Raw genomic sequence first — 20,207 nt, 5'->3', positions numbered from 1 at the left:
GGCAACGGCGCAGGCCGCGCACGTGGACGCGCAAGCGGCAGCGGCGCGGCTGCTGGCGCTGCGCCCGGAAGGCGATGCCTGCCGGGCGGCGGAAGCGCTGATCGCCAGCGAAATGCCATGAAGCCAGCCTTTCAAAGGGCTGGGAAGCCTGCAAGTCGCGTAGTGAGTTTACTGCTGGCTACCTGCGTGAGCGGCTGCGCTGCATGTTTGCCCGCGCCAAAAGTGGAGGCGGTGCCGGTGGGCGTGCCGTGCGTGGCCACGCGTCCCGTGTCGCCGGCATTGCCGACCGTGCCAGCCCATGGCATTTTCGAGCAGGCGCAAGCGTTGCTGGCGCGCGAGCAATTGCGTGCCGCCTATGCGCGGCAGCTGGAAATGCTGCTCGATGCCTGTTCCCCTGACTAGTCCATGTCAGCGAAGTTGGGGGACAGGCCTGGGCTTCGGCCAGTTGCCAGTGGTGGTTCCAACGCCACTGGCAGCGCCCCACCGTCATCGTCAGCGCCAGCGCAGTTTGCCGCCTTCTGGTGCGCAGCCACGCAGGCATGCGAGAAAACAGTGCATGCGCCGCCCGATTTCGACAACATTGGCAGTTTTCGGCACAATTTCTGTATACAATCAGCTGGCACGATGCGTGCATGGCTAGCCTTGGGCATTTTCCCCTTCCAAGGAGCTTCGCATGCATCCGTCGCCGCCGTTGTGTTCTTGCTGTCCCGTTTCTCTCTTGCCTTTCCCTTGCCTGCGCGCCCATCCGGGTGGCGGAAGCCCTGGAACTGGAGCGTAAATGGCCTCTCCCCGTTTGAAATCCATCCACCGCGGCGTGCCTGGCGACGTACCTGCCGCACCATCTCCCGTCGATGAAATACTGCCTGCCGGAAAACTGTTCACCTTGGGCTTGCAGCATGTGCTGGTCATGTATGCGGGCGCCATCGCCGTGCCGCTGATTGTCGGCCGGGCCCTCAAGCTGCCGCCGGAGCAGGTGGCGGCGCTGATCAGTGCCGACCTGTTCTGCTGCGGCCTGGTGACGTTGATACAGTCCCTGGGATTGGGAAAATATTTCGGCATCCGCCTGCCCGTGATGATGGGCGTCACCTTTGCCGCCGTCAGCCCCATGCTGGCCATGGCGAATAATCCGTCCCTGGGCATCACCGGCATCTTTGGCGCCGTGATCGGCGCCGGTGTCGTTTCCATGCTGATCGCGCCCTTCATCAGCCGGCTGCTGGCGCTGTTTCCACCCGTGGTAACGGGCAGCATCATCGCCGTCATCGGCGTGTCCCTGATGCGCGTGGGCGTGAACTGGGCCATGGGCGGGCCGCCTGCCATGGCGCAGATCGCCGACCCGGTTTTCGTCAAGATGGCCGCTGCCGCCACGGCGGCCGGCCTGCCCGCGCCTGCGGGCCCCGTGCCGATGATCGCCAATCCCGGTTATGGCGCACTGGACAACATGGGCATCGCGTTCTTCGTGCTGGCCGTCATCTTGCTGGTGGCGAAGTATGGACGGGGTTTCCTGTCGAATATCGCCGTCCTGATCGGCATCATCGCCGGCACGGCGTTGGCGTTCGCGCTGGGCAAGGCCGATTTCGCCAAGGTAGCCAGCGCCAAGATGTTTGCCGTCGTCACGCCGTTCCAGTTCGGCATGCCGACCTTCGACCTGATCGCCATCATCACCATGAGCCTGGTGATGATCGTCGTCATGATCGAGTCGCTGGGCATGTTTCTGGCGCTGGGCGAGATGACGGACAAGCGCATCACGCAGGCCGACATCAGCCGCGGCCTGCGTGTCGACGGCCTGGGCACCTTGATCGGCGGCATCTTCAATACCTTTCCCTACACCTCGTTCTCGCAAAACGTGGGCCTGGTGGGCGTGACGGGCGTGCGCAGCCGCTGGGTCTGCGTCGCGGCCGGCATCATCCTGCTGGTCATGGGCATGATCCCGAAGATTGCGCAGACGGCAGAAGCCGTGCCCGCCTTTGTGCTGGGAGGGGCAGGGCTGGTGATGTTCGGCATGGTGGCCGCCACCGGCATCCGCATCCTGGCCGGCGTCGACTACAAGAGCAACCGCAACAACCTGTTCATCGTGGCCCTGTCGATCGGCTTCGGCATGCTGCCACTGGTGGCGGAACAGTATGCGCAGCATATGCCGAAGGCCCTGTCGCCGCTGCTGCACAGCGGCATCCTGCTGGCCGCCATCGTGGCCGTGCTGCTCAATTTGTTCTTCAATGGACTGGCGTCCAAGGACGATGCGCAGCGGCAGGCGCGCGAAAATAGCCACGGCAGCGATTAAGCTGAGGAAATCGTGCGCAGGCGCCGTGGCAATGGCGCCTGCCACTGCCGTTCAGCGGCGTCCCAGCACCCTGAGCACCACGCCATTGCGCCCCGCATCCTTGGCCAGGTACAGCGCGGCATCGGCCACGCGCAGCAGGGCGTCCGGGTCGGCGGCGCCCGGCGCCGGCTGGACCGCGATGCCAACGCTGATCGTCACCTGCTGCGCCTCCGCGCTGGCGTGTGCGATGTGCAGTTCTTCGATGGCGTACCGCAGCGCTTCGCCGATCTGGCGCGCCTCGTCCGCGCCCGTGTTCGGCAGCACGATCGAAAACTCCTCGCCGCCGTAGCGCGCCGTCAGGTCGCTGGCGCGCCGCATGCCGGCGACCAGCGCCTGCGCAACACGGATCAGGCATGCGTCGCCGGCCTGATGACCGTAACGGTCGTTGAACAGCTTGAAATGGTCGACATCGAGCATGATGACGGCAAGCGGCTGGCTCACCCGCGTGGCGCGCGCGCATTCCGTGCGCAGCACATCGTCGAAATGGCGCCGGTTGGCCAGGCCGGTCAGGCCGTCGGTGATGGACAGCGTCGCCAGTTTTCGGTTGGCGTCTTCCAGCTGTTCCGTGCGTTCGGCAACGCGCCGTTCCAGGCTGTCATGCAGCCTGGCGCTGGAGATCGAAATCATCGCCTGCGCGCCGAGCATGCGCAGGAACGCCACGCGTTCTTCCGTAAACGAGGCGTCGGCCAGCCGGTTCTCGAAGTACAAAATGCCATCGACCTGGCCGCCGTGGCGGATCGGCAGGCACATGACGGCACGCGGCCGCTGCAACTGCACGTACGGGTCGTCGGCAAAGCGCGCCGTGCCGGTGAGGCTGTCTTCGATCACCTCGGCGCCGGTGCGGATGACGTAGCGCAGCAGCGACAGTGGGAACTGCGCGTCGCTGGCGGCATGCAGGTCGAGCTGGCGCGATTGCAGCACCGTGGCGGCAGCGCCGTCGCCATCGATACTCGCCTCCAGCCGGTAGGCGCCTTCGGACAGGAGCAGCAGGCGGGCGACCTGCGCACCGGCGTTTTCGCAGACGATGGCGATCAGGCGTGTCAGCACGTTGCGCAGGCCGACTTCGTTCGACAGGATCTGCGCCGCCTTCAGCAGCGACACCAGGTCGAGCGCGGCGCTGGCGCGCGCCTGGGAGCCGGATGGCGGCTGCGTGCCGCGGCCATCACCCTTGGCCAGCAGCGTGGCGTGGCGCACCCGCAGTTGCGCCACTTTGCCGTCCGCGCCCCACTGGCCGTAAAGGGCTATGGCGTCCTGGAGGAAGACGTTGGCCACGCGCGGCTGTTGCTGCTCGTGCCAGCATTCGCCGCACAGTTCATTGACCAGCGCTTGCACGTTGACGTAGCCTGCCTGGGCGGCGGCGTCGTTCGCCTGCTGGTAATAACGCATGGCCAGCCGCAGATCGTCCCGGTAGCGCGCCATCTCGGCCTGCACCAGCAGATGTTTGGCGTCGCTGTTGTCCGAACCCTGACTGGCCCATGTGGCGAGATTTGCCTGCAGCGTGCCGATCACCTCCAGCACGGCGCGCGCATCGGGGCGTGCAGGCGCGCGCCGCAGCGCACGCAGCCATATCAGCGCGGCGTAGAAGGTCGATTCCACCACCTTGGCCTGGCCGCGCATGATCTGGGTGACAAGACCAAGCTGGCTTGCCAGCGTCTCGGCGTCGGCAGTGTCGAACAGCCAGGCGTTGCGCAGCTTGCCTTGCAGGAAGTAGGCGCGGTACAGCTGCGAGCCGCCATATTGATCGAGGAAATGCGCCTCGCTGAATGCGGCGTCATCGTAGTTGTCGTGGCAGGGGAGTTGCCCCATCAGGGCCTTGATCGGCTGGACCGCGGCGGCGACGCAGCAATCGGCCATCGCCTGCTGGCCGTTGGCGCGCATCAGCGCCAGGTCGTGTCCGATGTCGCGCAGCAGTTGCGGCAGGTAGTCGCCGAGGATGATCCGTTCAGTCGCGCGCACGGCCACCACCACGCCGACCTGCACGTAGTCGGCGATTTCCAGCGCCCAGCCAAAGGCTTCGTCGTACAGCGCGTCGGAGCGGCGCAGCGGGTGTGTCCAGTGGTTGCTCAGCGCGCCGAACATCAGGCCCGTGAGAGTGCGCGTCTGCAGATTGGCGCGGCGCCTGGCCAGCGTCATCGCCATCGCGCCGAAGTCGTAGCCGCGCGCGACCTCGCCGTGATACACGGCCAGCATCGTTGCGTAGCCGATATAGGCGACCGCGCTGAAATCGCTGTTCCCCCGCTGCATGGACAAGCGCGTCATCGACACCACCATCAGCGCGCTCAGATCCTGCTGGCCGGCGTAGTAGCTGGCCATCCACAGCCCCTGCATCATCTGCATCGCGGCCACCGCGCCCGGATCGCGCATGTCGTCCGCCGCCAGCAAGGCGTCGGGCGCATGCGCGACGTCGAGCCGCGCGATGTCGGAGAGAATCTCCTCGAAGCGCGCTTTCATATCCGGGATGTCGTGCGGGATGTCGATGCCCAGCTGCGCCAGGCCTTCGCGCTGCACGGCGATGGCGTCGAGCAGGCGGCCCTGCAATTGATACTGGTGCGCCTGGATGGCAATGCAGCGCACCTGCGGCAGCGGCCCCGTGGCGTGCGCGCGCAGCAGTGGATAAATCGCCTCGGCGGCATCGAACTGGCCGCACAGGTAGGCCGCTTCGGCCGCGCCCAGCTGCAGGTCGAGCCAGAGGCTGGCATGGGTTTGCCAGGCTTTTGCCGGCAGCAGATCGCGGCCCGTTTGCATGTGCTCGAGGGTGGCCTGGAACGCGGCGCAGCGCCGTGCCTTTTCACCGGCGCGCAGATTCAGTGCCGCCAGCCGCACCCGCTCGTCCGCATCGCCGATCAGCGCGCGGCCGGCGTTGAGCTGCTCGACGAGTTCAAACAGCGTCTCGTCCTGCCGCTCTTGCGCAGCATGCAGCAGCACGCGGCCGATGCGCAGGTGGCTGGCCGCGCGCGCATCGGCATCGGCGACCATATAGGCCGCCTGCTGCACCCGGTCGTGCAGGAAGCGGTAATCGATGCCGCTAGCGCCCGCACCGGTATCGCCGTTGACATATTTATAGCGTTCATCAAGTGGCTGGATCAGGCCCGCACTGAGCGCCGGCCACAGGTCCTGCTGCGTGTGCCAGGGCGTACGCTCCACGGCCAGCGCCAGTGTGTCGAGCGTGAAGCGGTTGCCGCACGAGGCGGCCAGTTGCAGCAGATGCTGCGTCGCTGCGGGCAGGTGGCGGATTTTTTCCAGCAGCACGTCGGCCACATTGTCCGTGTACCTGGCCTGTTCGATCGCCGGCAGGTCCCAGTCCCAGCGATCGTCGGCCGTCCGGTAGCGCAGATGGCCGTGCTCATTGAGCGCAGCGAGGAACTGGTTGAGGAAGAATGGATTGCCTGCCGTCTTGCGGCAGCACACGCGCGTCAGTGGCGCGCATTGCGGAATGGGCACGCGCACGGTGGCAGATACCATCTGCGCTACCTGCGGCTCGGTCAATGCCTGCAGTGTGAGCGTGGACAGGCGCACGCCGCGCGCGCACAGCTTGTCGCGCAGCGCGACGAGCGGGTGTCCGGCGCCGACTTCGTTGTCGCGGTAGGCGCCGATAAGCAGCATGCTGCAATGGTCGCAGGAGACCATCAGCAGTTCGATCATATGCAGCGTGGCCGCATCTGCCCATTGCAAGTCGTCGAGGAAGAGCACCATCGGCTGCCCGCCAGCGGCGAAAACGGCGACGAAGCGCGAAAATACCCGGTCCAGGCGCAATTGCGCCTGCTCCGGCGCCGAAGCGGGGGCCGCCTCAGTGGGGCCGACGACCAATGCCAGCTGGGGAATCAGGTCGACGATCACGCCCATGCCGCTGCCCAGGGCCGCATGCAGTTTGACGGCCCACTGGCGCAGCGTTTCTTCAGGTTGGCCAAGCAGCTGGCGCACCAGTCCCTGGAAGGCCTGGATCAATGGCGCATACGGGACGTCGCGCTGCAGCTGGTCAAATTTGCCTGCCAAAAAACAGCCGCGCCGGGCAATGATGGGTTTTTGTACTTCGTTCACCACCGCCGATTTGCCGATGCCCGAATGGCCGGCCACCAGCAGCATTTCGCAGCTGCCCGAGGCACTGCGTTCAAACGCGGCCAGCAGCGTGGCGATGGCCTCTTCACGGCCGTGCAGCGTTTGCGGCAAGAGAAAGCGGCCGTTGTGCCGGGACAGCTTGCGTGCCTGCGCCGGCCCGGCCGCGCGGCAAGCAGCAAGATCGCTGCGCAGCCCCGGCAAGCTCTGGTAGCGCTGATCGGCATTTTTTTCCAGCAGCCGCTGGATGATCGGCAGCAGCTGGCCGGGCAGGGCTGCCAGCGCCGGGTGCGACCAGTCAGGCGTGCGCGCAATGTGGCAATGCACGAGCTCCATCTCGTCGTCCGCCTCGAACGGCGCCTGGCCGGTCAGCAGTTCGTAGAAGGTGGCGCCCAGCGCATAGAAGTCGGCACGGTAATCGACGCGCCGGTTCATGCGCCCCGTCTGCTCCGGCGCCATGTAGCGCAGCGTGCCTTCCAGTTGGCGCGGATTGACGATGCCATGGCTCTCGGACGGCAGTTCGCAGGCGATGCCGAAATCGATCAGCTGCAGCAGGCGCCGTTCGCCATTCCACACCAGGTTCGACGGATTGATGTCCTTGTGGATCACGCCCTGCCGATGCACCTCTTCCAGCGCGCTGCACAGTTGCGGCGCGATGTCGAAAAAATCCTCCAGCGCCATGGCCGTTTCGGACAGCGTCCGGCGCGCCGCCACCCGCGTGCGCAGCACATGGTCAAGCGCAAGGCCGCCGGCATCTTCCATCATCATTGTCCAGCACCCGGCATGCAGCTGCAGCGCTAGCGGCTGCGCCACGCCAGGATGGCGGCATCGGCGCGCGATCGCATATTCACGCTTGAACTGCGCCACTTGCTGAAACGAGGGGAACTGCTGATTGGGCATCTTGACGACCAGCGCCGTGCCATTGGCCGCCCTGGCGCGGTACACCCGGGAGCGTGAGCCGCTGTGCAGCTGTTTGATGATTTCGTGGTCGAAAAGGGCGCTCATGGGCTGGGCATGCGTTACACAGACGGTTGCGAGGGCCTTGAGGCGTTGATTGCGTGGAGTTACTTGGTTGCAAGTATTATATCAGCAGGGAGTCGTGGAAGCCTAGGCGCTGATGGTGACGGTGGCGCAAATGCCCATTGCGTGGCGCTTTGCAGCAGCCGGTAGATCAGTCATGACGCTCAGATCGCCCGGTCGTGCCGCGCCATGGCGCCGTCAGGGCAATGCGTGGCAGCGCGGCGCGCGAAAATAGCCACGGCAGCGAGCGACGGCGATATGTCAATTGCCGAGCAGGATGGTGTAAGCGCCATCACTTGTGCTAGAATCTCGCCGCGCTGCCCGGATGGTGAAACTGGTAGACACTGGAGACTTAAAATCTCCCGCCTGTAAGGGCGTGCCGGTTCGATTCCGGCTCCGGGCACCAAGCGCGCATCCAGATTGCAATGATCATGGCCACTTTTTCAAGTGGCTATTTTTTTGCGTGTCAGCGGCCTTGCCGCGAAATTCACCGGTGTCTGCCTGTATTCCTGGCCGCCATTTCCGGCGGCGCGCGGAGCGCTGCATCACGTCTGCTGGCAGCACGGACGAGCTGTTTGCGCTGTGCCGTAACGTATCGATTTTGATGCGATCTGCCGCCGAAATATTTCCATGTCGGGAGCGAAAAATTGCCCGACCGGCGATGTTGATTTACATCAATATTAAATGTTCGCTGCGTGACAAAGCGTGTGTATGCACAAAAACTCAGGTGCTATATTGAGTTGCGTGTTAGCCAAACAGCCAAGCACGGCTTTCAATTTTAAGTGTTATTAGAATTGCGGAGTCACGGCTTTTCCAACCCTTGAACAACGTTTTTTCCGAACAGTTACTCGTACGGTGCCTTCGTTCGCCCCTACGCCGCAGACAGGAGCGCCAACGGCCAATGCATGGGGGCTGACAGGGGGATGAGCAGCAATTCCTTAGCATGTAATTCGACAAGATGACGAACTGGTTTGTGCAGATTCTTTCTAAACATTTTATGGAGAAATCGAACATGAGTACGTATCTCGACTTGCAGAATGGTTTTTATAACGCTTTCAGCCAAGGCCTGGGTTTTGCCCCTGGCATCCCGTTTCAAATGGTGCAGCCATCGCCGCCGCTGGTTGACGGTGCGAAATCCGATCAGATGCTGTGGAATTACTTCAATAATATTCCGCCATATTCCTTGACTCAAAACTATATCGCCAGCGGCGGCAACCAGTTCACTTCCGACTACAGTGGCCTGTTTTCAGCCCTGCAGGGGGCACCCAACAGCTTTGAACAGGACATCGGACCCAAGTGCAATACGGCCTGGAACGCCTACACGGCCGTGTTGCCGATTACAACGCCGCTGTCGCAATTTCCCGTCATCTTCCGCAGCTGGGCCATGCGCAATGGCTATTCCAGCGTGGCCAATGTGGGCGCCTCCGATCTGGCGCAGCTGCTGCTCGATCCGATCAGCAGCGCGCAGATGGCGCTGATGCTCTACAAGCCTAACGGCGCAAATACGCCGACCTGGGACGTCGGTTTTGCCGACATGACGCAGCAGTTGAGCGTGGCGCCTACGCGCAAATTCCTGCTGAACAGCTCGACGATGAATTCGGATGTTTCCAACAGCTGGAGCAAAAGTTCGAACAGCGGCTTCTTCGGTTTGTGGGGCGGCAGCAGCAGTTCCTCGTCGCAAAGTGCGACCTTCGCCGCGAGCGGCGTCACCGTCGATGCCAGCTTTGACCATGTGATGCAATTTAGCGCCGTGCCGGGCGACTGGTACAACTCGTCGGCCATGAGCCTGGCCTTCTCGAACAAGGACGGCGCACCGTGGGATAGTTCCAAGCCCATCAATTGGAACAATACCTTCGGCCAGAACGGCAACATGCAGCGCTTCGCCGCCAACCTGGTCATTGCTTCCGGCATGAAGGTGCTCGTGACCTCCGCCGCCAGTTTCAGCAAGGATGACCAGACGGCGATCAACAACAACTCCGGTGCGGGCATGTGGCCTTTCTACAATACCAACTCGTCCTCGGGTTCCAGCACCGATGTCACCTTCAACAACCAGGGCAACATGACGGTGACCATCACCAGCCTGCCGAATGTGCCGATCGTGCTCGGCGTCATTGTCGAACCTGCCGCCGTCTTTGTCGGCCAGGAAGGCGCGCAAGCGTACAAGCAGCATCTGGCCCGCCTGCTCAAGGCTTGATCCACGTTTCACCCGGTGTTTCCCGCAAGGAGATTGCCGGGTGCCTGGATGCCCGCGGCCGCGTCTGGCCGCCGCGGGCAGTCCTCTTCTTTGCTGGAAGCCGTGCCATGACTACTCCGAATTTACCATTGCCACAGTCTCCGATGTGCCAGCTTCAGGGACGCTGGTACCAGCGGGCCGCCGTGTGCCTGCGGCAAAATGCGCCGCTGTTTCAGCTTGCCCAGCCTGCGCATCCGGTGGCAAGCGACACCCAGCTATGGGCTTGCCTCAATACCGTTCCGCCGCATACCGAGACGTTCAATTCGGTGTTGCGGCGCGCGGAGCCTTTTTTTGATGAATACGCCAGCATTGTCGGCCAGTTCAGTTTTCCCGCATCGCAGTTCGCCAGCGATATCGGCCAGGCCAATTACACTGCCTGGAACGCCTATGTGAACGGCTTGACGCCGCCACCGACGCCGCAGCAATTGCCGGCGTTGTTTCATATGTGGGCCATCCGCAACGGCGCCGGCGCCGTTGCCGCGAAGGGCGTGGCCGACTTGACGGTGATGGCCATGTGTAATACCGCAAAGCAGGCGCTGGAACCCTACCAGGGGAGCCATCCACTGCCCGTCGACTACATGGAAGGCATCGACGAAGTGCGTCAGCTGCTGGCCTATGCGCCCGCTGCGCAGATCGATTTTGACGGCAGCGCGCCACCGCCGTCGATGCCCGCCTGGTCGCGCGACAGCGACGACTATCTGTTCGGCCTGTGGCGTGGCAATGATCCCCGTTCGCGTATCAGCCAGCTTTTTTCCCGTTCCAACGTCACCGTGCAAGCGGATTTCGGCGCGCACCTGCAATGGACGTCGCCCGCAGGCGCCTGGTATGACTCGGCGCTGCTGCAAAACGCCTATGCGAACACGGCGTCGCCGCCATGGACCGAAGGCGGAACGCCGGGCTGGGGCGATATGTTTGGTCCGTTCGGCGCACTACGGCGCGCCGTGGCCAACCTGACGATCGTCGATGCCATGCATTGCGTCGTCGAGTGCGATGCGCATTTCAATTGGCAGGACCAGCTGCGCATCGCCTTCAATGTTGCCCGCGGAACCTGGCCATTCTTTCAGCCGGCGGGTGCTGGCGTCAGCACCACGGCGACGTTTGACAGCCATGGCCGCCTGAAGCTGGAGACGCATACGCAGGCAGGCAGCCCGATCGTGATCGCTGCGAATGTGCTGGATATTTCCGCTTTCCTGGGTCTGGGCGGGCAGTCTGAATAGCAAGCCGTTGTTTGGCTTGTGCTGAACGCGTCCGGAAATGCCTGTGCAGGCAGGCGCATGGGGGATGCGCACAGGCAAGCGGTTGCGCCGCGAGTTGCCCATGCGACGCAGTGCAAACACTGCCTTCGATGGGCGACTCGCGGCGTACCGCTCAGGACTGCGGGAACGTGTCAGAACGTCGCCTTGAACTGCACCCCATACGTGCGCGGCTCGTTGACGATGCCGGTCAGGTTGTCGAAATCAATTGCGCCCAGCGACTGGATCTGGTTGGTGATGTTGCGGCCGTAGGCGGCGATTTCGTATTTGTCCCATTTGTAGCCAAAGCGCAGGCCGCCTTCCAGCAATTCCTTGGCCTTGTATTCCTTCGCTTGGTACAGGAAGAAATTGTAGCTGGTGCGGTAGGACCAGTCCGTGTAGGCGAAGAATTCGCCGTTGGCCACGGGGATACTGTACTTCAGGGTGAAGTTGCCTTGCCATTCCGGCGCGCGCGGCAGCGGGTTGCCGTCGATGTAGGCCGTGCCTTTGAACGGGCCCAGCGGGTCGGTGACGGTGCAGCCGCTGGCCGGGTTGTTCTGCGCATTGCCGCAGCTTTGCACGAACAGGCTCTTGTCCTTGATTTCCGTGTGGTTGTAGCTGCCGCCAAGGGTCATGCTGAGCGAGTCGCTGAGGTTGGCCTGGAAGTCCAGTTCCACGCCCTGGCCCACGGCCTTGTCGGCGTTGATCAACTGGTTCATGTTGACGGCGCCGCTGCCGGCCGTCAATTGCTTGTCTTTTACCCTGTACTGGAACACGGCCAGGCTGAGGCGGGCGCGCTTGTCGAACAGGTCTTGCTTGATGCCCGCTTCGACGGACAGCACTTTTTCGGCGCCGGCAAAGGAAGGGCGGTCGGCCAGGCCGTTCAGGCGGCCCTGCATCGACGGCGCGCGGTAGCCGGTGGCGATGCGCGCGTAGGCGTTGGTCTGCGGCGTCAGCACATAGGTGCCGCTCAAGTCCCAGCTGACGTTGTGCGACGTATCGTTCAGCTTGAACGGGCCGGCCGTGGTCGCCTCCACGCGCTTGGCCGAGAAGTCCTTCTTGTCCGTCGTGTAGCGCAGGCCGGCGCGCAGTTTCAGGGCATCCGACACCGTGTAGTTCAGCGAGCCGAAGGCCGCGTACGATTCTGAACTCTGGTTTTGCGTCGCATAGTTCGGGCTTTGCGGGTTGCCCGGCGCCAGGCTGTCGAAGCCGATGCTGTCTATCTGGATGTCTTCCTTGAAATAGAACAGGCCGCCTATCCATTGCAGCGGGCCCTTAGCGCTCGATTCGGCACGGAATTCCTGCGAAATCTGTTTATGGTTGGGAATCACGTCAGCCGTTTCCACGACGAAGGGGATGAAGCCCGGGCCCATCGGCGGCGCATACACGGCGCCATAGCCGCCATCGACGTCGGCGCGGCTGTAGAAATCGAGTTTTTCGTAGCCGGTGATCGAGTGCAGGGTCACGCCGGGCAAGTCCCATTTCAGGCGCATGCTGCCGCCCTTGGTTTTCAGGTGCTGGCGATTGATGCCGTCCGTCGGGTAGTTATCGTAATCAAAGCCGTCGACCAGGTCGTTCGTGCCCTGCTTGAGGATGTTGGCGCGGAAGAGGGTGGCCGTGCCATCGAGGTTGCGCGCGTGCACGTTGAACAGGGCGGTCAGGTCGCGCGTGGGCTTGACCAGCACCTGCAGGCGGGCGGCGCTGTCTTCATAGCCTTCGAAGTCGCGCGTGCCGGTGGCGCGTGGATTGTGCACGCGGTCGTCGCGGCGTTGCGTCTGGCCGGAAAAGCGCAGGGCCAGCGTATCGCTGACGGGCACGTTGAAAGCGCCTTCCAGGTTTTTCACGCCATCCTTGCCGAAACCGCCGCTCAGGTAGCCTTCCGTCCTGAACACGGGCTTGGCCGAATCGAACTTGATCACGCCGGCCGGCGAGTTGCGGCCGAACAGGGTGCCTTGCGGGCCGCGCAGCACTTCCACCTGGTCCACGTCAAACACGGGAAAACCTTTCAGCATGGCGTTTTCCTGCACCACGTCGTCCATCACCAGGCCCACCGGCTGCGAGGCATTCAAGTCGAAGTCGGTATTGCCCAGGCCGCGAATATAGAAGCGCGGGAAAGTGCGGCCATAGTCCGATTCGACGGAAACGCTGGGCGAGCGGCTATTGAGAAAGCGGATGTCGGCGCCGCCGGCCGTCAGGGTTTCGAGCTTGTCACCCTTCAGGGTGGCGATCGACATGGGCACGTCCTTGATGTTTTCCGCACGCCGCTGCGCCGTGACGATGACGGTTTCCAGCTGGCCTGGGCCCGCTTGCGCGGCGGATGCCGGCGGGGCTTCGGCGGCCGTTGCAGCAGCGCTTTCCTGCGTCTGCGCCAGCGCCTGCAAGGGGAATGCGGCCGTAACGGCCAGGGCGATCAGGGTGCGGCGTACTGTGCTGGCATGCGGTGTCATCATGAAACGGCTCCTTGGTATGGGTGCTGCGGCAGGTACTGGCGGCTGTTTTCGGCCAGGCGAAAAATCATGCTAGCACGACATTTTTTGCCATTCATGCCATTTCTTTGTGTCGTCAATTCATATCAATTTCCTCTGAATCAGCTAGTAAAATCGTATTTGTCGTCAATATCCTGCAGGCGCATAGTGGAGTGCCGGCAGGCTTGCGATCGCGCGAGCGAGTGCGCCGACGCTGTCGCCTTTCCCTGTGGCAGCGCAAAAGCGAGAGCGCCAGGGGCAAGTAACGCTGCCGCTTCCTGCTGAAAATACAACAGCCGCCGTGTTTTTTTTGCGCTACCGCGATGTTGTTGCAGCACCACACGACTGTGCCGCTGTGCATGCGTCAGCGCCATGGTGCGCGGCCCCGCCGCCGTTGAATTATTGCCTTGAGGCATATGCCAACGTCCAGTTCGCGTAGAATATAAATTATTCCAAATGGGAAATTTATATTTCTACTATGTCAATATTATCCGCAGACGTGCCAGCCGTTGACGGCATCAAGTTATCCGAGCTGATCGCCGCCCTGAGCCAGGCGCTCGACATCACCGAAGGCCAGCCGGAAGGCCATTGCATCCGCTGCTGCTGGATCGGCATGCATGTGGGGCGCGAGCTGGGCATGCCGGAGGACGACTTGTGGAAGCTGTATTACACCTTGCTGCTCAAGGACCTGGGCTGCAGCAGCAATGCGGCGCGCATCTGCGAGCTGTACCTGACGGACGACCTGGCCTTCAAGCAAGGTTTCAAGACGGTGGGCGACAGTTTGCCGCAGGTGCTCAAATTCGTGCTCAAGCACACGGGCCTGAAGGCGGGCCTGGCCGAGCGCTTCCGCGCCGTGATGACGATCTTGCGCGACGGTCCGCACATCGCGCAGGAGCTGATCGCCACGCGCTGCCAGCGCGGCGCCGACATTGCTCGCCTGCTGCGCTTCCCGGAAGCGGTGGCGCAAGGCATCTACAGTCTGGACGAACACCACAACGGGCAGGGCAAGCCGGAAAAGCTGGCCGGCCAGGCAATTCCCCTGTTTTCGCGCATCGCCTTGCTGGCGCAGGTGATCGACGTGTTCCATACGGCCGATGGCGCGCGCGCCGCGCAGGCCGAAGTGCGCCAGCGCAGCGGCACCTGGTTCGACCCGCAACTGGTGCAGGCCTTCGAGCGGGTGGCGCAGTCGGGTGCCTTCTGGTCCATGCTGCGCGCGCAGGACATCGGCGCTGCCGTGGCGGCGCTGGAGCCGGCAAGCCGTTGCGTGCCGGTGGACGAGGATTACCTTGACGATATCGCCGCCGCGTTCGGCCAGGTGGTCGACTCGAAAAGCCCGTACACCAGCGGCCACAGCGAGCGCGTGGCGCTGTACACGGACATGATCGCCGAAGCCATGGGCGTGACGCCGGAACGGCGCCGCTGGCTCAAGCGGGGCGCCTTGCTACATGACGTGGGAAAACTCGGCGTCAGCAATAGCGTGCTGGACAAGGCAGGCAAGCTCGATGCGGACGAATGGCTGGCGGTGCAGCAGCATGCGCGCTACACGGAAACGATCTTGTCGCGCATCGATGCGTTTGCGGAACTGGCGATCGTCGCGGCCGCGCACCACGAACGGCTCGACGGCAAGGGCTATCCGCGCGGCTTGACGGCGGACGATATCAGCCTGGAAACGCGCATCATCACCACGGCCGATATTTTCGACGCCATCACGGCCGACCGCCCTTACCGTGGGCCGATCCCGATCCCCAAGGCGCTCGAGATCATGGCCGAAACGGTGGGCACGGCCATCGATGCCGAGTGTTTTGCCGCCCTACAAGATGCGCTGGCGCGCCTGCCGGCACTGACGCAGCAGGGCACCGAGCGCCAGGCTGCCTGAGCGGGCGCAGCCTCAGCCGACAATAGGCGTGCCCTGGTGAAACGCCATTTGCCAGCGGCCGTCGCGCCGTTTCCATAGCGAACTGCGCAGGCTGGCGCTGGCGGGCAGGGCGCCCACGGCAAGCCGCTGCAAACGGTAAGTCACCAAGGCGACATCCTCGGCCAGCAGTTGCGCCTGGAAGTCCTCGATGCCGCGCGGGCAAAATACGTCATCGGGCAGGTCGGCCAGTGTGGCCGCGCGCGTCCAGACATTGCCGGAACTGCCGAATTCGAAGAACTCGTCAGCCAGCAGCGCCGCCAGCCTGGCGCTGTCGGCACGCACGGCCTGGCTTTGCAGGGCCGCTTCCAGCGCCTGCAAATGCGCCGCCAGCGCCGTGCTGTCCTGCACGCCGTCAGCTGTGCGATCCATCAGATAGGAAACGCGCCCGCGCCCGAGACATTCAGGCTGGCCACCTTGTCGCTGGCAAAGTATTTGATTTGCCCCAGGCCGATGGCGTAGCAGCCGTCTGCCAGCACGGTGATGGGCCCTGTCAGCTTCTCGCCGCTGATGAGGGTGACGACCCAGGGCGTGGTGGCCGGTTTGCCCGCATGGGCCAGTGCGTGGTGTACGACATCGGACATAGCGCTTCCTTTTATGTTGTTGATTATTCGCATTGCGGCTAGCCGCCGCGCCTAGTTCCCCACAATTCTACCGTTTCCTGGCGCGGCTACGCGTGCGTACGCGTTCCATTGCCGATTTTTCCGCTAGTCCATTTTTTCTTGCATGCTGGCCAGCAATCCCTGCGCCCGCTTTTTCATACCCATAGATACTAAAAAGGAAAACTATCGTGCCTACGCTTGATACATCTCCAGTAATTACGCACATGGAGGCCGCATGAGCCACGTGCGCATCATTCACGACAATGCGGCCGACCGGGCCACGCTGACAGCGTCCAGCCAGAGCGGCGCGCTGGGCCCCGCAAATTTACTGACTGAAGACCGTTCACAAGTACTGCGTTCGGCCGGCACTGCACTGAACATCACCGCGACTTGGGTGGCGCCAGAACTGGGTGGTTGTGTCGCCCTACCATTCTGCAACTTGACGCCGCTGGCCAGGATCCGCGTGCGTGGCTACGCGCAGCCGGGCGACAGCACGGCCCTGTTCGACACGGGTATGGTAGCGGCCTGTGATTACGCCCCCCTGGGGCTGTGGGACTGGGGCGCCTTGCCATTAGGGGTGAATGCCTTTTCGTATGGCGGCGGCACCTATGCGCGCGTCTGGTTTCCCATCACGAGTTTTCGCGTCCTGCTGATCGAATTGAGCGATCCGGACAACCCTGCCGGCTACCTGGAAGCTGCGCGTCTGGTGGTCGGCAGCTACTGGCGTCCGCAAAACAATGTCGCCTATGGCGCTGGGCTGGCACTGGTCGATACGAGTACACAATATCGCACCTCCGCCGGACAGCAAAATGTGGACTTGGGCACGCAGTACCGCAAGCTGTCGCTGCCGTTATCCAACATGACGGCGATGGACCGCGCCGGACTGTGGCGCATCGTGCGGGGAAATGGTCTGTCGCGCCCCCTGTTCGCCAGCCTGTTTCCTGATGACGACGATCCCGAACTGGAGCAGGCGCACCAGGTTTATGGCCGGCTGGCGAACCTTGCCACCATCACGACGCCGTCATTTCAAAGCTATGCCACCACCATCGATATCGAGGAAATCTGATGTGCAGCACGCCCATCGATGGCTGCTGGAGCAGCGCCCGCCCCTGAACGCCATGTTGACCAAGCCGAACGGCCAGTGGTCGTGCTGAAGGTGTTTTTCGAGTGCGGCAATACCGCCGTTCTCCAACTGAGTTGAAAGAAATCATGAAAAAGACGCACATGCCGCCTTCAATGGCGACGGGAGGCCACTAATGGGTGCTCCGATCAATGACCGCGATATCTTGCTGCAAGCAACGTCGCCCCGCTACTCGCCTGCGCACGATGTTGGCGTGCTGCTGTCATCCAGTTCCAGCCTGTTTGAGGTGGCGCAAAACGGCACCGCCGCACCAGCCGAAATCCTGATGACGGCCACCGTACTTGGTGCTGCAGGCACAGTGATGTTTTCCACTGCGCCGGAAACGCCCCTGCGCGTGGACGGCAATACGGCCAGCTTGCGCTATGCCGACATGGTGGCCAGTACTGTCACGGTCAGCGCCACCATGGTGATCGATGGCCGCAGCCACGTTGGCCGGCAAACCATCGCTATGTCTCGTCCGTTGGATTTGACTCCACCACCGGCCCCGTCCGGCTTGTTTACAACGGGTAAAGCTGCCACGATCGAACTGGCTTGGGCAGCGTCGCCAGCAAACTATCATCAACTTGCCTACACGGAAGTGTGGCGTGCAACCGTGAATAATTTCGCGCAAGCGGCGCTGCTGGTCCGTGCCAGCGGCAACAGCCATGTCGATCCGGTGGGGCCCGGTGCCACGCGCTATTACTGGATACGCTATGTTTCCTGGGCCAACGTGCCTGGTCCCTACAATGCATCCTCGGGTACGGTCGGCGCTTCCTCGATCGAAGTCGAGCATCTGCTGGGCGTATTGACGGCGCAATTGACGGAAAGCCAGCTCAGTAATCACCTGGGCGAGCGCATTTCGCTTGTCGACGGACCGGCAACCCTGGCTGGCAGCGTGACCCAGCGCCTGGCCGCTGAGTCGCAGGCACGGACGGCCGCGATCCAGATCGAGGCGACGACGCGGGCCACGCAGACAGGGCAGTTGTCGGCGCAATACACGATCAAGCAGGATGTCAACGGCTACATCAGCGGCTATGGCCTCGCCACGACGTCCAGCAACGCCACGCCAACGAGCTTGTTCGCCGTGCGTGCCGATACCTTCATGATTGCCAATCCGGCTGGCCCTGGCATCCCCGCGAGCATGCCGTTTATCGTGCGTGCAACAGAAACAGTTGTCAACGGCGTGATCGTGCCAATTGGCGTCTATATTGCAGATGCGTATATTCAGAATGCATCGATAACCAACGCGAAAATCGGCGGTGACCTGTGGAGCAGCAATTACGTGGCTGGCAAGGAAGGCTGGTATTTGCAGCGCAGCGGCGATTTGCAGGCGAACAATGTACGCTTGCGGGGTACCATCGCCGGCGGCGCATTTACTTCCGCCGCCTGGCCCACAGCGGGGGGCGGCTTTTATGTGGGACCGGAAGGCTTGCGCCTGGGGAATAAAAATACCGGTGGCTATTTGCGCCTGGATGCCGATGGGGATATAGACACGCCACAGTTCCAGGTGGTTGCCGGCAATGCCACGTTTTCCGGGTCGCTCAAAGCGGCCTCCGGCAGCCTGGGCACCATCACCTCCGGCCGGCTGCAGAATGGGGCGAACAGTGCGTATGTGAATCTGGACGCCAGCGGCGACCAGATGTTCATTGCCATCGGCGACCAGATCGGCTTGCGGGCGAATGGATCGGGCTACTTTTCACGCGACATTGTTTCCGCTCCGAAGGTTGTCAGGTCGGGCACGCTGGCGATCAATGTCGGCAAGGTCGGCTATATTTCGGGCACTTATGTGCCCTTCACCATCTATATTGATACGGGCCACGATGTCGCCGCCGGATGGCATACCGCTGCCGGCGATACCTTTCTCGCCAATGCCACCATTTCCATCGGTGGCACCAGCAGCCCGAACGGCGGCTGCAACGGGTTCGCGGAATCGACCGTCGTCGTCGGCGACGGCCTGGCAAAAGTAGGCGGCTTGTATCCGATCGATAATCGCATCTACATACGGTATACCTGGACTCCGGTTCAGGGCGCCGGCTGGATATCGCCAGCGACCTTGGATTGGAAGCTGGCCAAGGTGTAGCGCCTTTGCTGGAACGGCGGCTGGCATGCGCAGCCGCCGTGCGCTTAGGCGTCGGCCAGCAGATTCTTGGGCAAGGCCACCGAGGTCAGCTTCCAGCCCCATACGCCATCGCGGGTCAGGGTCAGCTCGCCGATATGGCTCTTGCTATGGGCGCGCTGGACGACAACGCTGTCCCAGGAGGTGTAGTGGAGCTTGTATTCGGGCTTGGTGTTGCGCTTGCGGCCGCTGATGTCGCTGACCTTGGCGATGGGTTTTTCGTAGCGGTCGTTGAGTTTCATCAAGGCGACGATGCCTTCAGGCATCAGCATGGTGTCGAGCAGGGGCGCGATGACGTCAGGGCTGATGTCCTCGGCCACTTCCGGCGCGGAAAATAGCGTTTGCAACTGGCTGCCCAGGCTGGCACGCAGCTGGGCCTGGTCGATATGCGGCGCCAGCGCTTGCGTATCCTCGTCCATGGTGGCCGTGCGGATCTTGTTCATGGTGAAATACGGGCTGCCATAGAAGAGCCCGGCCAAGGCGACCAGTGCCACTACGGCGAGAAGCATCATTTTTTTCATCGTGCAATCTCTTGGATACCTGGCGACCCGGTGCGCCTGAAGTGTTGGCATTCTACATAATATTTCCAAAAATCAATATAGCGGTTTAGCCAAGATGGCATAAATGTTGTTTTAGATCAATTTTTCCTTACAGCAGCTCCGGTGGCAGGATGATTTCCGTCAGTTGCCAGTCCCAGATGCCATGGCGCCGCAGCACGAACTGGCTGGCGGCCGGGCCGGCTCCCTTGCGCCGCAGCACCACCTCGTTCCATGAGCGGTAAGCCATGCCGAAATCGTGGCGCTGGCCGTCCGCGCCTTGCTTGCCGTGCAGGATCAGCACCGTGATGCCGGGCGGCGAGAGGATGGTGTCGAGCGTCTCCTTGAGTTCTTCCGCGTTGCCCGCTTCACCGGCTGCCAGCAGCTGGCGCGTCACGCTGGCGCGCACGGCGGGCAGGTTGGCATGCTGCGCCAGGTTTTCCAAGCGCACCGACTTGGCCGCGATGCTGATGCGGTACATGGCGATATAGGGGCTGACCCAGGTAAAGCCGATGGCGGCGACGGCGAAGATGATGGCGGTGGCGTACTTTCTTTTCATGGTCTCGGTGTGGGAGTGGGCTGTGCCGCCGTGATTTTACCC

General features: G+C 62.7%; 14 protein-coding genes and 1 tRNA gene. 8 read left to right on the top strand and 7 right to left on the bottom strand.

The annotated features are described in order from the left end of the window. The first annotated feature begins 162 nt into the window (after positions 1-162). The gene (locus tag JaAD80_RS03705; RefSeq protein WP_146012246.1) at positions 163-402 is read left to right on the top strand and encodes a hypothetical protein; all 240 of its coding nucleotides are present in this window, start codon (positions 163-165) and stop codon (positions 400-402) included. A 376-nt stretch (positions 403-778) separates the two neighbouring features. Next, positions 779-2,278 (top strand): nucleobase:cation symporter-2 family protein, encoded by a 1,500-nt coding sequence (locus JaAD80_RS03700; protein ID WP_180979283.1) that lies wholly within the window; start codon positions 779-781, stop codon positions 2,276-2,278. Positions 2,279-2,329: 51 nt separating this feature from the next. On the opposite strand, the gene JaAD80_RS03695 is transcribed toward JaAD80_RS03700, so the two are convergent. After that, a complete protein-coding gene (locus JaAD80_RS03695; protein WP_102292931.1) occupies positions 2,330-7,375 on the bottom strand; it encodes a diguanylate cyclase domain-containing protein in 5,046 nt (1,681 codons plus the stop codon). 334 nt (positions 7,376-7,709) lie between these two features. Here JaAD80_RS03695 and JaAD80_RS03690 point away from each other — a divergent pair. The 3 genes from JaAD80_RS03690 to JaAD80_RS03680 all read left to right on the top strand — a co-directional run bounded on the left by JaAD80_RS03690 (position 7,710) and on the right by JaAD80_RS03680 (position 10,840). Further along, positions 7,710-7,796, top strand: a tRNA-Leu gene (locus tag JaAD80_RS03690). Positions 7,797-8,402: 606 nt separating this feature from the next. Further along, positions 8,403-9,584, top strand: coding sequence for a hypothetical protein (locus tag JaAD80_RS03685; protein WP_102292930.1), 1,182 nt, complete (start codon positions 8,403-8,405; stop codon positions 9,582-9,584). A 143-nt stretch (positions 9,585-9,727) separates the two neighbouring features. After that, positions 9,728-10,840, top strand: a complete 1,113-nt coding sequence (locus JaAD80_RS03680; RefSeq protein WP_102292929.1) for a hypothetical protein — start codon at positions 9,728-9,730, stop codon at positions 10,838-10,840. A 170-nt stretch (positions 10,841-11,010) separates the two neighbouring features. On the opposite strand, the gene JaAD80_RS03675 is transcribed toward JaAD80_RS03680, so the two are convergent. Then, positions 11,011-13,302: a TonB-dependent receptor gene (locus JaAD80_RS03675; protein ID WP_102292934.1), complete on the bottom strand. Its 2,292-nt coding sequence runs from the start codon at positions 13,300-13,302 to the stop codon at positions 11,011-11,013. 140 nt (positions 13,303-13,442) lie between these two features. Beyond that, positions 13,443-13,736 carry a hypothetical protein gene (locus JaAD80_RS30095; RefSeq protein ID WP_180979282.1) on the bottom strand — a complete coding sequence of 98 codons (294 nt, stop codon included), beginning with the start codon at positions 13,734-13,736 and terminating at the stop codon, positions 13,443-13,445. A 62-nt stretch (positions 13,737-13,798) separates the two neighbouring features. On the opposite strand from JaAD80_RS30095, the gene JaAD80_RS03670 reads away from it, so the two are divergent. Next, complete coding sequence (locus tag JaAD80_RS03670; RefSeq protein WP_102292928.1) at positions 13,799-15,196, top strand: HD-GYP domain-containing protein; 1,398 nt, start codon at positions 13,799-13,801, stop codon at positions 15,194-15,196. 12 nt (positions 15,197-15,208) lie between these two features. Here the strand turns inward: JaAD80_RS03670 and JaAD80_RS03665 are convergent, their stop codons facing one another. Both JaAD80_RS03665 and JaAD80_RS03660 read right to left on the bottom strand, forming a co-directional pair. Further along, positions 15,209-15,604 (bottom strand): DUF4440 domain-containing protein, encoded by a 396-nt coding sequence (locus JaAD80_RS03665; protein WP_102292927.1) that lies wholly within the window; start codon positions 15,602-15,604, stop codon positions 15,209-15,211. After that, the gene (locus JaAD80_RS03660; RefSeq protein WP_102292926.1) at positions 15,604-15,816 is read right to left on the bottom strand and encodes a hypothetical protein; all 213 of its coding nucleotides are present in this window, start codon (positions 15,814-15,816) and stop codon (positions 15,604-15,606) included. The genes JaAD80_RS03665 and JaAD80_RS03660 overlap by 1 nt, the downstream gene beginning before the upstream one ends. Before the next feature lie 253 nt (positions 15,817-16,069). Here JaAD80_RS03660 and JaAD80_RS03655 point away from each other — a divergent pair, with 253 nt between their 5' ends. Continuing rightward, positions 16,070-16,900: a hypothetical protein gene (locus tag JaAD80_RS03655; protein WP_102292925.1), complete on the top strand. Its 831-nt coding sequence runs from the start codon at positions 16,070-16,072 to the stop codon at positions 16,898-16,900. Between the two features lie 190 nt (positions 16,901-17,090). After that, positions 17,091-19,034 carry a DUF1983 domain-containing protein gene (locus tag JaAD80_RS03650; protein ID WP_102292924.1) on the top strand — a complete coding sequence of 648 codons (1,944 nt, stop codon included), beginning with the start codon at positions 17,091-17,093 and terminating at the stop codon, positions 19,032-19,034. Between the two features lie 44 nt (positions 19,035-19,078). On the opposite strand, the gene JaAD80_RS03645 is transcribed toward JaAD80_RS03650, so the two are convergent. Together JaAD80_RS03645 and JaAD80_RS03640 are read right to left on the bottom strand one after the other, a co-directional pair. Beyond that, positions 19,079-19,579: a DUF2939 domain-containing protein gene (locus tag JaAD80_RS03645; protein ID WP_180979281.1), complete on the bottom strand. Its 501-nt coding sequence runs from the start codon at positions 19,577-19,579 to the stop codon at positions 19,079-19,081. Between the two features lie 139 nt (positions 19,580-19,718). Next, positions 19,719-20,165 (bottom strand): DUF2939 domain-containing protein, encoded by a 447-nt coding sequence (locus JaAD80_RS03640; protein ID WP_102292922.1) that lies wholly within the window; start codon positions 20,163-20,165, stop codon positions 19,719-19,721. Between the last annotated feature and the right edge of the window lie 42 nt (positions 20,166-20,207).

This window comes from Janthinobacterium sp. AD80, from assembly GCF_002878455.1.
Classification (GTDB): Bacteria; Pseudomonadota; Gammaproteobacteria; order Burkholderiales; family Burkholderiaceae_D; genus Janthinobacterium.
Note: the sequence above shows the minus strand (reverse complement) of the source record. Positions and strands in the feature narration are given on the sequence as shown.

What these genes read in the sequence shown, in the direction of transcription:
- JaAD80_RS03700 (WP_180979283.1), top strand. Translation starts at nt 779, where the DNA reads ATGGCCTCTCCCCGTTTGAAATCCATCCACCGCGGCGTGCCTGGCGAC.
- JaAD80_RS03695 (WP_102292931.1), bottom strand. Translation starts at nt 7,375, where the DNA reads ATGAGCGCCCTTTTCGACCACGAAATCATCAAACAGCTGCACAGCGGC.
- JaAD80_RS03685 (WP_102292930.1), top strand. Translation starts at nt 8,403, where the DNA reads ATGAGTACGTATCTCGACTTGCAGAATGGTTTTTATAACGCTTTCAGC.
- JaAD80_RS03680 (WP_102292929.1), top strand. Translation starts at nt 9,728, where the DNA reads ATGTGCCAGCTTCAGGGACGCTGGTACCAGCGGGCCGCCGTGTGCCTG.
- JaAD80_RS03675 (WP_102292934.1), bottom strand. Translation starts at nt 13,302, where the DNA reads ATGACACCGCATGCCAGCACAGTACGCCGCACCCTGATCGCCCTGGCC.
- JaAD80_RS30095 (WP_180979282.1), bottom strand. Translation starts at nt 13,736, where the DNA reads ATGCCTCAAGGCAATAATTCAACGGCGGCGGGGCCGCGCACCATGGCG.
- JaAD80_RS03670 (WP_102292928.1), top strand. Translation starts at nt 13,799, where the DNA reads ATGTCAATATTATCCGCAGACGTGCCAGCCGTTGACGGCATCAAGTTA.
- JaAD80_RS03665 (WP_102292927.1), bottom strand. Translation starts at nt 15,604, where the DNA reads ATGGATCGCACAGCTGACGGCGTGCAGGACAGCACGGCGCTGGCGGCG.
- JaAD80_RS03660 (WP_102292926.1), bottom strand. Translation starts at nt 15,816, where the DNA reads ATGTCCGATGTCGTACACCACGCACTGGCCCATGCGGGCAAACCGGCC.
- JaAD80_RS03655 (WP_102292925.1), top strand. Translation starts at nt 16,070, where the DNA reads ATGAGCCACGTGCGCATCATTCACGACAATGCGGCCGACCGGGCCACG.
- JaAD80_RS03650 (WP_102292924.1), top strand. Translation starts at nt 17,091, where the DNA reads ATGGGTGCTCCGATCAATGACCGCGATATCTTGCTGCAAGCAACGTCG.
- JaAD80_RS03645 (WP_180979281.1), bottom strand. Translation starts at nt 19,579, where the DNA reads ATGCTTCTCGCCGTAGTGGCACTGGTCGCCTTGGCCGGGCTCTTCTAT.
- JaAD80_RS03640 (WP_102292922.1), bottom strand. Translation starts at nt 20,165, where the DNA reads ATGAAAAGAAAGTACGCCACCGCCATCATCTTCGCCGTCGCCGCCATC.